At 52.2% G+C, this 12891-nt stretch carries 10 protein-coding genes; 5 read left to right on the top strand and 5 right to left on the bottom strand.

Features of this window, described 5'->3' with window-relative positions; translation table 11 throughout:
* Nucleotides 1–69: 69 nt before the first annotated feature.
* The 4 genes from EPA93_RS44435 to EPA93_RS44420 all read left to right on the top strand — a co-directional run bounded on the left by EPA93_RS44435 (nt 70) and on the right by EPA93_RS44420 (nt 4268).
* On the top strand, nt 70–1236 hold the full coding sequence (locus EPA93_RS44435; RefSeq protein ID WP_129893712.1) for a sugar ABC transporter substrate-binding protein: 1167 nt from the start codon (nt 70–72) through the stop codon (nt 1234–1236).
* Nucleotides 1237–1477: 241 nt separating this feature from the next.
* Nucleotides 1478–2275, top strand: a complete 798-nt coding sequence (locus EPA93_RS44430; RefSeq protein ID WP_129894844.1) for an ATP-binding cassette domain-containing protein — start codon at nt 1478–1480, stop codon at nt 2273–2275.
* 5 nt (nt 2276–2280) lie between these two features.
* A complete protein-coding gene (locus EPA93_RS44425) occupies nt 2281–3555 on the top strand; it encodes a sugar ABC transporter permease (RefSeq protein ID WP_129893711.1) in 1275 nt (424 codons plus the stop codon).
* Nucleotides 3556–3776: 221 nt separating this feature from the next.
* Entirely contained in the window at nt 3777–4268 is a 492-nt protein-coding gene (locus EPA93_RS44420; RefSeq protein ID WP_165423805.1) for an NUDIX hydrolase, read from the top strand.
* 34 nt (nt 4269–4302) lie between these two features.
* Here the strand turns inward: EPA93_RS44420 and EPA93_RS44415 are convergent, their stop codons facing one another.
* Nucleotides 4303–5295, bottom strand: coding sequence for a CE1 family esterase (locus EPA93_RS44415; RefSeq protein WP_129893709.1), 993 nt, complete (start codon nt 5293–5295; stop codon nt 4303–4305).
* Between the two features lie 156 nt (nt 5296–5451).
* Here EPA93_RS44415 and EPA93_RS44410 point away from each other — a divergent pair, with 156 nt between their 5' ends.
* The gene (locus EPA93_RS44410; protein WP_129893708.1) at nt 5452–6525 is read left to right on the top strand and encodes an L-threonylcarbamoyladenylate synthase; all 1074 of its coding nucleotides are present in this window, start codon (nt 5452–5454) and stop codon (nt 6523–6525) included.
* Between the two features lie 137 nt (nt 6526–6662).
* Here the strand turns inward: EPA93_RS44410 and EPA93_RS44405 are convergent, their stop codons facing one another.
* The 4 genes from EPA93_RS44405 to EPA93_RS44390 form a co-directional block, all read right to left on the bottom strand.
* Nucleotides 6663–8297 (bottom strand): PucR family transcriptional regulator, encoded by a 1635-nt coding sequence (locus EPA93_RS44405; RefSeq protein WP_129893707.1) that lies wholly within the window; start codon nt 8295–8297, stop codon nt 6663–6665.
* A gap of 177 nt (nt 8298–8474) precedes the next feature.
* The gene (locus tag EPA93_RS44400; protein WP_129893706.1) at nt 8475–9290 is read right to left on the bottom strand and encodes a tetratricopeptide repeat protein; all 816 of its coding nucleotides are present in this window, start codon (nt 9288–9290) and stop codon (nt 8475–8477) included.
* A 431-nt stretch (nt 9291–9721) separates the two neighbouring features.
* Nucleotides 9722–11287 carry a MiaB/RimO family radical SAM methylthiotransferase gene (locus EPA93_RS44395; RefSeq protein ID WP_129893705.1) on the bottom strand — a complete coding sequence of 522 codons (1566 nt, stop codon included), beginning with the start codon at nt 11285–11287 and terminating at the stop codon, nt 9722–9724.
* Between the two features lie 232 nt (nt 11288–11519).
* Nucleotides 11520–12863, bottom strand: a complete 1344-nt coding sequence (locus tag EPA93_RS44390) for a phenylacetate--CoA ligase family protein (protein ID WP_129893704.1) — start codon at nt 12861–12863, stop codon at nt 11520–11522.
* Nucleotides 12864–12891: the final 28 nt, after the last annotated feature.

Raw genomic sequence — 12891 nt, 5'->3', positions numbered from 1 at the left:
TACCACATTGATTACGCGTTTTTCCTGGCATAATAACGTTCGCTGAAGAGCGGAAAGACAGAGGAAACAATGAAGCTATTTAGTCCTAAGCGCAAAACATTGAGCGCATTACTTGGCTTTGCTCTTATTGCCGTATTGCTGGCAGCCTGTGGAAACAGCGCCACGCCCCCAGCATCAACGGGAAATAGCAGCAATGGAAATGGCTCCACAGGGAGCGCAAACGCTAATGGCAAGGGCTGCACAAAAGTTGGTGTCCTGCTCCCTGAGACTGCCAGTTCTCCCCGTTGGGAAACCTACGATAAGCCAGCCCTGCAAAAAGATATCCAGGCCATCAATTCCAACCTTACCGTTGACCTCTACAATGCGCAGGGTGATCCCAACACGCAGCGCAACCAGGCCGATCAAGCTTTGACCAAGGGTGATTGCATCCTGGTTGTCGCGCCAAAGGATGCCGATGCTGCTGCTGCCATCGTCACCAAGGCCAAGGGAATGGGCATCCCTGTTGTCTCTTATGATCGCTTGATCAACTCCAAAGACCTCAACTACTATGTTTCTTACGATGGTGTGGCCGTTGGCAAGCTCCAGGGTCAATATGTCATCGATCACTACAAGGACTACACCAAGAATGGGAAGAATGTTGTCATGATTAATGGTTCTTCCGATGACAACAACGCCCACCTGTTCTACCAGGGCGCCAGCGAAACCCTTAAGCCCCTCTTTGACAATGGAACCTTGAAGAAGGTCTATGACCAGTATACCCCTGGCTGGGACCCGGCCACGGCCCGTAACGAGATGGATCAGGCCATGACCGCAAACCAGAACAATATCCAGATCGCCTATGTCGCCAATGACACCATGGCCAATAGCGTTATTTCGGCCTTACGTGCTAAGCAGCTCAATGGCAAAGTACTCGTCACTGGTCAGGACGCGACAGTGACTGGCATCCAAAACATTCTGCTCGGCGACCAGGCCATGACAGTCTTCAAGTCCTATTCTAATGAGGCCCAGGCTACTGCTGATCTGGTAAAAGCCTTGATCAATGGCTCAGATACCAGCGGCATTATCAAGGGCCAGACCACCAAGACCCCCGGCGGCGCTGACATCCCCAGTGTTATCTTGCAGCCGGCCGCGGTTGACAAGGCCAACTTGAAGCAGCAGATCATCGATAGCGGCTATATGACCAAAGATCAGGTTTGCTCCGGCCTCAAGAATCCAGTTGTCACTGGAATCTGCTAATCCAGCCCAACAGGTAGTTTGTAGCAAGTCAGCTACAAACTACCACCTTTGTGGCAACGTTATCACTATGATACAGTGATAACGAGCACGATCAGAGGAACACAGCAGTTTTCATAAGGATAGACATCAGAGAGTGCTCGCTTAAAAAAGTGAGAAGCCCTGAGCCGGGCTTCTCACAGTGCATACATGTCTATCGTAGGAGAATGACATGACCAACAATGATGCCCCAACACTGGGAGACATGTCAGCGCAAGCACAGTTACAGGATAAGACTCCGCGATTACAAATGCGTGGCATCGGAAAGAGTTACGGTCCCGTGCGCGCGCTTAGCGATGTTGATCTCGAAGTATATGCCGGCGAGGTCGTAGGGCTGGTAGGAGATAACGGCGCTGGCAAATCGACGCTCGTCAAAACGATCTCAGGGGTAGGCCCGGCCGATGAGGGAGAGATTTTTGTCGAGGGCCAGCCGGTAAAAATTAGTAGCCCGCAGGCCGCAAGTAGCCTGGGCATCGCCACGGTTTATCAGGATCTCGCCCTGTGCGATAATCTTGACGTCGTTTCCAACCTATTCTTAGGCCGCGAGCGGTATCGCCTCGGCGGCGTATTAAACGAGCTTGAGATGGAGCGGCGCAGCCTGGAAGTGCTGAGAACGCTCAACGTTAAGTTACCCTCTGTACGCACAAAAGTAGCCTCGCTCTCCGGTGGTCAGCGACAATCTATCGCGGTCGCAAGAGCCATATTAGGGAACGCCAGGGTAGTCTTGCTGGATGAGCCAACCGCTGCTCTCGGCGTAGCACAAACTCGCCAGGTATTACAGCTCATCAGACGCTTGCGCGAACAGGGTCTGGCGGTTCTGGTCATCTCGCACAACATGGCAGATGTCTTCGAGGTTGTGGACCGTATTGTGGTGCTACGCCTTGGCCGCAGAGTTGGTACATTTGATGTACGCAACGTCACCCCAGAGCGTGTTATCGCCGCAATTACTGGCGCCGAATTCGGTGGCATTATGAGGGCTAGCAGCGATGATGCTGAAGGATAAGGACGATGAGTGAAATTCTAGAGAACGAAAACGCTGAGAATATTCAATCGCTGACGGAAGCAGTCGAGGCGCCATCATACACACAGCAACGTTCGTTCGGACAACTTCTACGCAGTGATCTTGGCTTTTTACCGGTTGTACTGACGCTTTTGATTATCGTTGTCTGCTTTGCTCTCATTTCCAGAGGGCTCTTTCTGGCGCCGGGAAACCTTTCTAACCTGCTACAGCAGATTATTGGCACGGCAGTCGCCAGTCTGGGCGCTGCTCTGGTACTCCTGCTCGGTGAAGTAGACCTATCTATCGCGGCAGTCGCGACCATGAGTGGCGTTATCGTCGGTATTCTGGCCGAGCGCCTGCATGTGCCTGGCTGGGAGGCTATCATTATCGGCTTGTTAAGCGGCACGGTAGCAGGCTTGATTAATGGTTTTTTTGTGGCATATTTGCGCATTCCATCGTTTATTGTAACGCTGGCAACCTTGATAGGCTTTACAGGATTTGAATTCTATCTGCTCCAGGATCAGGCCGCGCTGGCTATTAGCAATCCAACGATTCTGATTCTGGCCGGGAGCGCTTATAGCTTCCTGCCCGATATCTATGGCGTTGGTTTGCCAACCTTAGCAGTAATTATCTTTGCATTGGGCGAAATCTGGAGCCATCTGCGCCGTAAACGCCAGGGCTTGCGCACAAAGCCGCTGTATCAACTCATTGGCAAGATCGTATTAGTAGCGGTAATCGTCGAAGGTGTGATCGCTATTCTTGAGAACACGCCAGGTCCAGCCCGCGGCACCTACCTGGGCGTGCCGATCTCTGCAGCCATTCTCTTCGGCCTTATTCTGATTGTCTGGCTGCTGCTCTCTAAAACTACCTTTGGCCGCCATGTCTATGCAGTTGGTGGCAACCAGGAAGCGGCGAGGCGCGCAGGAATTAACGTGGTAGGCACCAAGCTCATCATTTTTGCGCTCTGTTCGACCTTGGCCGCCGCCGCAGGCATCTTGCTCACCTCCCGCTTAAACGCTGCCAATACCCAGGTCCCGCTTAACCTGCTCCTGGAATCGATTGCCGCTGCAGTCATCGGTGGCGTGAGCCTGTTCGGTGGTGTTGGCTCGGTCTGGGCTATCGTCCTTGGCGCATTGATTATTGGCAGTCTGGAGAACGGACTTGGCCTGTTGAACCTGGGTGTCGATGTACAAAACATGGTTGAATGCGTCGTGCTCCTTATCGCGGTTACCGCAGATGCGCTCATCCGCCGAGCACAAGCACGCAGCAAGAGTGGACGTTAAGCTCGCTATCCCTATTGTCGTGTCTACATTCACAGAAGCGTTGAGGATATTTCTCCCCTTGTATCCTCGACGTTTCTTTTTAACAAAGCCATCGGTATTCCTCCTGGCGAGCCTTCCTACATATCTTTGCTTCTTCGCCTCCAGTTTCCGACCCGTTGCCCACTTGCTTGACGTCGTATAATGGAAGAACAGATTTTAGAAGAATTGGCGGGATATTACCTGTGTTATACCGAGCATTTAAGAAATTAGTTGGCGTCTGCTTTAACATCCTTAATTTCTTGCTGGCTGGGAATCTTCCTCCTTTTGCCTGTGTCGGTGTGATCATAGAGGATCAGGGACGCTTCCTGGTTGTACAGTTACCCGAGGGCGGCTATGCTTTCCCCGGTGGCTTTATGCGCTGGCGTGAGCATCCAACCCAAACTGCCGAACGCGAGTGCCGGGAGGAAACTGGCCTGCATATTCGTACACATGACGTCATTGGCTACTACTCGATCACCAGCCCTCAACTTGATCGGATGAGCACGCTTAACATCATATATCGCGGTGAAGTTATCAGCGGCGAGCTCCATAGCAGTATTGAAGGACGTCCCTGCTGGCTCCCCGAAGAGGGGCTGCAAGGCAAGCTCACGACCCTGCATAGAACGATTCTTGCGGATTATCACGAGTACCGTGCGCAGGAGCAACGACGCCAGATGAGCATCAAGCCTGTATAAAACGCATGTCGAGCAGGGCCGCGGGTTGGCGTTTTTAGCTGCGCGGAAACTGCTTAAAGAAGTCCCAGATCACCACATTCGCATCTATGACATGTGTCGTACCAGGCGATCCCGGCCAGGTATGGCCACCATCGCTTATGCGATAATGCACCACTTCGGTGCCAGGAGCACAATGCGTCCAGCTAGTAGCTGTCACATCTCCTTGCTGAAAAATGACCTCTGAGGCAGCGCTGCACTTGTCAAGCGCGCGCCAGACCTGCAAGTAATCCTGCACAGCGGCCATATGGGCTGCAGCGCTGCCTCCATAAGGCGCAAGTGGATCAGCAGCGCCATGAATTTCTAACACAGGTAATGGGCGTGCCGGTCGACAGTCCCCAAAGGGATAATAGGCCCCTGATACTGTCGCTACAGCCGTGATCTGCGCGCTTAACGTGCAGGCCACCCGATAGGCCATACCACCGCCAAGCGAGAAGCCTGTGACATAGACGCGATGAGTGTCTACGCAATAGTTCTTCTCAAGAAATTTGAGCAAGTCACGCGTAAACTTGACATCATCGGCATCGCCAGTGGGACCCTCAGCGCCTATCCCGGCATTCCAGGAAGCTGGTGAATCTACGCCTTGCGGAAATACTAGCACAAATCCGGCTTTATCGGCCTCTACATCCATATGTGTGGTAGATTTCATAATTTGTGATGACCAATGATAACCATGATAGCCAATAACTAACGGCTGAGGTGCTTTGCCATAGGATGGAGACAGATGGACCAGGAAGCTACGCTTGAGGCCGCCCGATACAATACTATTTGTGCTATCGCCCGCCGGATGCGCCGGAGTTGTGCAAGCCGATCGGGCATGAGCAGAATCAGGCGCAGCGTGCATTCCACCTGAGAATAGTTGAGAAGTATTGACAGCATAGATACCAACCGCCAGCAGCATACATGTAGCAAGCAGCATGCCGCCAAGACCTATGCGACGGCGAAGTTTGCGCTGATCAGCCGTTCCAGAGAAGCGGTTATCTTGATACATAGCGGTCCCTCATTGTGGTATGAAACAAGGCCGAGTATAACATGCCGGCCCGGCTCCGACAAGCCAGAAAAGATCCGCTGGGGCGCGCATTCGTCCTTCCCTATGATATACTCAGGCTGTCATCTATCACTTCCATAAAAGAAAGTCGCAAGGTATATGCAAGACAAGTCAACAGAAGTTCTACAGGTTTCCGCCAGGCAGCCTGAACCTGCTATCATTGAGCGAGCCGCCGCTCTCTTGCGGGCGGGAGAGATTGTTGTCTTTCCAACCGAGACCGTCTATGGCTTGGGTGGAGATGCGCTACAGCCGAGGGCGCTGGAAAGTATCTTTGCCGCCAAGGGACGCCCGCTCAATGATCCCTTGATTCTCCATATTGCTGAAGAACATGATCTAGAGATGATTGTTACGCAAGTCCCACCCCAGGCCCACCAGCTTATACGCGTTTTCTGGCCCGGACCACTTACCTTGATCTTACCGGCTAGCGAGCGCGTCCCCCGTTTAGCCACGGCCGGCCTACCAACTGTAGCGGTACGCATGCCAGGCCATCCAGTTTCGCGGGCGCTTATTCAAGCCACCGGCTCTCCTATAGCTGCACCTAGCGCTAATCGTTTTATGCATGTAAGCCCCACCAGCGCACAGCACGCGCTAGCAGATCTTCATGGACGCGTTCCCCTCATCTTAGATGGCGGAGCATGCCAGGTAGGAGTGGAATCCACGATCCTTGACCTCAGTGCGGAGCAACCGACCATTCTACGTCCCGGTGGCGTGAGCCTGGAAGCGTTGCGCACAGTCTTGCCCACAATAAAGCTCTTGCCAAAACTGAAAGCAAGCGATGATCAAGAGAGCGAAGCCAAAAAAGCGCCAGGGCAGATGTCAGTTCATTACTCGCCAGCGGTTCCAGCCCTGCTCTTCGAGGGAAGTGAAGAAGAAATGCGCGCTAATATGCTGGCCGAAATACGACGCTACCAGGCTCAAGGGCAAGCAGTGGGTGTGCTCATAGCAGATGAGGACAGGATACCTTTTCAGGGCAGCGGCGCCCACGTCTACTCCCTTGGCAGTTCCACGCATCCAGAGCAAATTGCTGGTCGCCTATATGCCGGCCTGCGGACGCTTGAAGAGGCTGGCGTAAGCATAATTCTCTGCCGCAACTTTACAGAGCAAGGGCTTGGTCTTGCCGTACGTGATCGCCTTTCCAAGGCTACCGGCGGAAACATTTTTCGGCGCCAATGAGTTGCGCTTGAGCACCAGGAGTTGCTGGCAGCAGTTTAGCATCAAAGGGACCACTATTCTAACACAGCATGCTGCACGGGAATAGCTGCGTCCCCACGATGCCTGGACAAAGCCCAATTCCACAGCATATATTACGCTTAAGAGCGTCTCTTCTGCAAGTGATGAATCTTTAAGGCTATTTGCAAAGATAAGCGCAATTCAGGATCTTCGAGCGAATGTCCCAATATCTCTTCAAGGCGGCCAAGGCGATATAAGAGTGAATTACGATGGAGGTGCATCGCCCGAGCCGTCTCGCTTAAATTTCCGTTATAGCGGAAAAAACCCTCAAGTGTCTCGATCAGCGTCCCATCGTTACGCACATCATGGCTAAGCAAAGGGCCTAACGTCTCCTGATAGAAGTCGGTCAGCTCACTCTGTCCATCGAGATAGAACAGCAGACGATAGACTCCAAGTTGGGTAAACGAATGAAGCCTTCCTTCCCCAAAGAGGCGCCGCCCAATCTGCAAGGCCTGCTGTGCTTCACGGAAAGACTGCGGAATCCCCTGCAAGTTCTGTGCCACGCGGCCTATGCCGCCCGAGTAGACTGGTAGACCAGTACCATTATTCTTGCCCGAAGGAACCCGCGTGTACAATCGCTCCAGACGCATAATAATATCCGCTTCGCGTTCCCGCATATCTTCGCGTGCGCCACTTTCCAGCGCCGCCATGGGAAGCAGAGCCATAACTCGTCGAGCCTCATCCATAATCCAACAGGAAGGCCAGATGCGCAAGAGCTCATCGCGCATACTTCTGCTCCATTGTAGAGAAGCGCTGCTGCCAGGATAGTCAGGCTCAGCAGGAGAGACCTCAAAAACGACAACAGCCTGTGGAGAGGCCAGATCATAGCCAAGAATGCGAGCGCGAGCCAACATTTCTTCTGGCTGCTGATAATGTCCCTGGAGCACATCCGTGAAAGCCTCAACCTGATAGCGGCTTTCAACCTCGCTCCGTTCGCGCTCTCTGGCAACCTCCAAAGCCAGAATAGGCGCAACCTGTCCCAGGACAATACGCTCAAGGTAATCAAAATCGCTCTCATTCCCGATGAGGGAGAGATAGCCAACGACCTCATGGCGGATCAAGATAGGCTCCACAACACGAGTGAGGCCCTGTAACCTGAGAGCTTCATCGGTTAGAGGAGATGGCAAAAGGAGAGGAGGTGATTGATCGGGGGAGGCCTGAAAGCGCACCTGTTGTCCAGCATCCTGCACAACCACCCACTTACCCCGTCGAGTAGCTAGCTGCTCGCATACGCCCTGAATCCCAACCCCTTGAATGCTTAGCTGCATTAATTGATGCGCAATCTCAGTCGCTTTGCGCTCAATCTCGCTACGGAAACTTACCACAAAAGTGATAACTTCCCGCTCAATTTCCTCAAGCGAAGCTGAAGGGGGCAGCCAGATAAGGGGAAGCAACAGCTGATCAGCAAGCTGCTTTGCCTCGTTAGATAACGCTTCCCCTGATTGAGCTGCTACCGCTACAGCAGCCACACCAGCGGCATGAAGAGTCTTAAGGAGATGCGGTAAGGTCTCATCAAGTCGGCGCAATTGAGACAGCGTAAGCAGGGCCAACTCGCCACCCTGAATACTTTCGAACGCAGGCAGGCGTGCACGCATGCGGCACGCCCAGGTTACCCGGCGTTCCAGCCCTCCTGCTCCCGCCACCAGTTGCGCATCAAGTGAGGTGAGCAGAGAAAGGATATTGCGAACCGAAGCTGAAGAAGATAAACTGCTCATAACTCACACGTCACCCGACATTCTCGCCAGCAACATTTAGCGCCTGGTAGGAGCTGCGACACCCGCTTTCTGGGCCAGGCGCTGCTTCTCTTTGCGCTTCTTCATCTTAACCAGATGTTTATGCCAGGCAACTTTTTTCGTCTTGTTCATACTATACTACTACCTTTCAAATACAATTTATTCTTCGTTGTCAGAGCCACCTTCGAAATCGATCTCGGCCATATCCTCTGTCTCGTCACCACCATCATAGTACTCATCATCATTGCCCAAATCATCTTCATCTTCACGATCATAGCGCAACATCGTATCCTTGATGTAGGCACGAATCGTATCTCCTCCCCCCTGCGAAGGGAAGCTCACTCTGCCAAACATGTTAGGATGTTGATATTCTTCGCGAATAATGACTCGCACCTGGCCATTCTCGATAGAAAGGATAGCCGCGGCATAGCGATTCCCTTCCTCGATAAAGTTAATCAGGCGATTGGCCAGGCGAGGCTCAATCTGCCCAATCACTTCTCCACCGGCATTGCGAACCCAAAGAGTACGACCGCTCACATGCAATTGCACTCGATCGCCCACACCAACTTTTGTCAGGACAGAAGCTGTTCCAAGATTGATCAACTCAGTAACGCCCGTCTTGCCAGTCTCTTCGATAAAGAGTCTGGGATCAATGCGATCTACGCCAATATGAGCTTTTACCGGCACCTCCTGGAGCAATGCCAGCCGGTCCAGATTCTTTTTAGCAATGGTATTACTGGGGCTATATTTTAGCGTCTGAGTATACGCCTCGCGCGCCTCTGTATATTGCCCTAACTCACTAAGCGCCTTCCCAAGGCGATTAAAGGCATCAGGCTCATAAGGGAACAGGCTGAGAATATTCCTATTGGTAAGAACAGCCTCCTCCCAACGGCCCTCCTGAGCCTGTTTGACAGCTAACTCTGTCCATTGTTTCTTCAATCGTGCTTTTTCCTCAGCCGACTGTGCTTGCGTCATCGGACAACACCTCCATCTTCACGGAATGACGGCGCGAAAGCCCGTGCTTGAGCGCGGGAAAAGAGCGCCCCCCTTGCGGGGAAGCGTTTTTCGTGGGAACGCTTCAAACCCATCAGGTTGCTCGGCTAAAGGTAGCCATCCAGGATAAGCAGGCAATTTATTTTCCCTCTATGCATACAACGCTTGACCTTACTAGCTGAAACCGAGCAGTTCAAGACTGCGCGTACGGGTCTTACTCAGACGCGCCCACAGTACAGAACTTGAGCACTCCTTGATCACATAACCTGAGAAGAGAGCATTCAGTGGAAATGCTCTCCCTGGCAAAGTCCGGTCATGGCGCTCTGGCCTACAAATACCTTCTGGGCAATCGCAGTCCCCTGTTGTCCAGGCCAGGTCTCATGGCAAAGACATGCATATATCTGGCTCGCATATTATATCGCAATGGCGCAACCTTGCAAGGACCAGGCAGTAACACGCTCGATGCGCACCTTCACGAGATCGCCCACCTTCACCTCTTTGGGACCGGTGGTATTTTCTGGTTCTGGCTGCGGGAAGAAGACTAGTTTATTCGTGCGATTACGACCTCTCCACTGCAGACGACCATGCGACATATTGGTATCCTCTACCAGCACTTCTTCAACACTATCGATATAGGCTTGATTGATTTCGAGAGCGATCTTCGCTTGCACTTCTTCTAGCGCATGCAAGCGCCTCTTCTTCTCTGCCAACGGGATATCGTCGTCCCAGCGCGCCGCTACAGTACCGGGACGCACAGAATAGGCGGCGACATGGACCACATCGAAGCGAATCTTCTCAAGTAAATCCAATGTATGCTGAAATTCTTCTTCGGTTTCGCCGCAGAAGCCAACTATAATATCTGTCGAGAGCGAGACCGCCGGCCAGAGTTCGCGCACGCGGGCAATCCGTTCGCAGTACTCGTCTACTGTATAGCCACGTTTCATGCGCTTGAGCACCGCGTCGTCCCCAGATTGGACGGGAATATTCAAATGCTCGCAGACCTTGGGAAGATGCGCCATGCGCGCGATCATGCTATCAGTCATGTGACGAGGATAGGAAGTCATAAAGCGGATACGCTCAAGGCCCTCGATCTCGCTTAAGCTGGTCATCAAATCGGCAAGGTCGGGCTTATCGGGCAAGTCAAGCCCATAGGCCTCAATAGTCTGTCCAAGCAGGGTTAGTTCCATTGCCCCTTTCGTGACTAACGAACGAGCCTCTACCATCAACTCATCAATAGGACGGCTGCGCTCGCGTCCGCGGCGATAAGGAACTATACAATAGGTGCAAACTTTATTACAACCAAGAATAATAGGGAGCCAGGCCGTAGGGCTGACCGGCAAAGGATCGATCTTCGTTGGATAGTGCGCAATACGCTCACCTGGCTTAGGCACTATCGCCATAGGGCTTGCCTGTTTGCCCGCTTGCGTTACAGTAGCCATCGGCAAGACGGTCCGCTTACCATCTCTCTCAAAGGAGGTGGCAAAAGTTGGCTTAATGAGTTCTGGCGGGATAAGCTCATCAAAAGCGGGAATCTCATCAGTGCTTGCCGTCTCATCATCTGGCAAAAAGTCGATATCCAGGCAGCCAGCCCCGGAGACAGGCGTCCAGCGCTCCTGCAGGAAGCGTGGCAAGATATCTGCCTGCTCCACCTTCATAAAAAGATCAATGTGAGGATAGCGTTTACCCAACGCATCAATGGTTTTTTGATTACCAATCATACAACCCATCAAGGCCACCAGAAGATCGCTGCGCCGGGCTTTCGCCTGTTTCAACAGCGCAAGTTGATTATGAGCCTTCTCCTCCGGCGCTTGACGAACACTACATGTATTAAGGACCACGAGATTAGCCTGATCCATACTACTCTCTTCCCAGCCTAATTCTTCCAACAAAGCTTGAATACGCTGAGAATCGGCCTGATTCATCTGGCAGCCAACTGTCCAGATATGATACTTGCCGTGTGGAATATTAGTCGTGGTCATTTACAGTGCCTCTCTTCGAGCATCAATAGAATAGCTAATGTAATAGAACATGGAATGTCGTGTACCTATCTAAGCACGCTATTATACACCATGATGTACTTGCTGTCACCACCAAATTTAGCAAGTGCCAGAGCCAATGATATACCCATAGATAAAAACATTCTATTCAGGATTACACTGACCATCAGCCTTATACCATTTTCGCCCCTAAGATCTGAAATACACGAATTAACTAATTTTTACGTCGATCTTCCACACGCGCGCTGGCGGTCTTCGATTCTCCTCCACTGGCGCGTGGCAAGCTATCGGGTGGCACTAATTCTACATGGGGAGTATTGCCAGTCACAGACTTCACAGACTTAGCCATTTGAGATTGCAATGTTCTTATATATTCGGCATTGGCAAGGATAGCTGCATCCTGGATTTCTACTTTCAAATCAAAGGTATCCAGATCATTCTTTCTGTCCACAATTATGCGGAAGTTAGCCCCGGCTTCGGGAAAGCGGATCAAGGCCGCCTCTATCTGGCTAGGAAAAACAATAAGTCCACGAATAGAGACCGCATCATCACTTCTACCTTTAATCGCACCGATTTTAGGATGCGTGCGGCCGCAGGCGCAACGCTCTTCCCACCACGTACGCGAAAGGTCGCGGCTTCGATAGCGGATCATCGCAGTACCATCTCCATTGAGCCATGTCCAGACCAGCTCGCCCTCCTCGCCTTCGGGCAGCGGTTCGCCAGTCTCCGGATCGATGCACTCAACAAGAAACGTATCGGCCCAGGCATGCATTCCATCGCGCACCTCGCACTCACAGGTCATCCCTGGTCCCAGGAACTCGGTCATACCAAACTCATCATAGGCAGTGATATTCAGCAGCTCTTCTAATTTGAGGCGCGTCTCCCAGGGCCACGGTTCTGCCCCAAAGAGGCCAATCTTGAGACTTGTCTCCTTAAAGTTTACTCCGCGCTCGCGTGCCTTAGTTCCAAGGTACAATCCCACAGAGGGCGTCATACACATAGCAGCTACGCCGAAATCAAGGATAAAATCAAGCATACGATCATACTGGCGAGCATCAGAGCCCATAGGAATCGACATTACTCCCATAGCCAGCGCCCCGTAGTGAAAGCCAAAGCCGCCGGTCGGCAAGCCATAACCATAGCAATTCATAAACACATCGCCAGGGCGTACACCGGTCATCCATAATTCGCGAGCATTCAATTCTGACCAGTTGTCTATATCCTTTTTTGTGGCAAAGACAGGCACGCTCTTCCCCGTTGTCCCGCTAGTGGCATGCACCTGCAGTGCCCCTTCACTGCCACCAGGCAGACACAATGCGGTCCCATATGGATATGCCTCGCGTACGGTCTTTTTCTCAAGGAAGGGCAGCTTGCGAATATCTTCAAGGGATTGGATATCTGAAGGCTGAACTCCAGCCTCATCATAGAGACTACGATAAAAGCGATTCTGGGTATATGCGCGCCTGACGATAGCCTGAAGGCGCTCCAGCTGCAGAGCCTTCAGCTTATCTTTAGGAAGCGTTTCCACTTCCTCATTAAAAAACCGACGTTCACTCATTGACAGATTTTCCTCCAAAGTACGAGTC

The sequence above is a fragment of the Ktedonosporobacter rubrisoli genome, from assembly GCF_004208415.1.
Taxonomy (GTDB): Bacteria; Chloroflexota; Ktedonobacteria; order Ktedonobacterales; family Ktedonobacteraceae; genus Ktedonosporobacter; species Ktedonosporobacter rubrisoli.
Note: the sequence above shows the minus strand (reverse complement) of the source record. Positions and strands in the feature narration are given on the sequence as shown.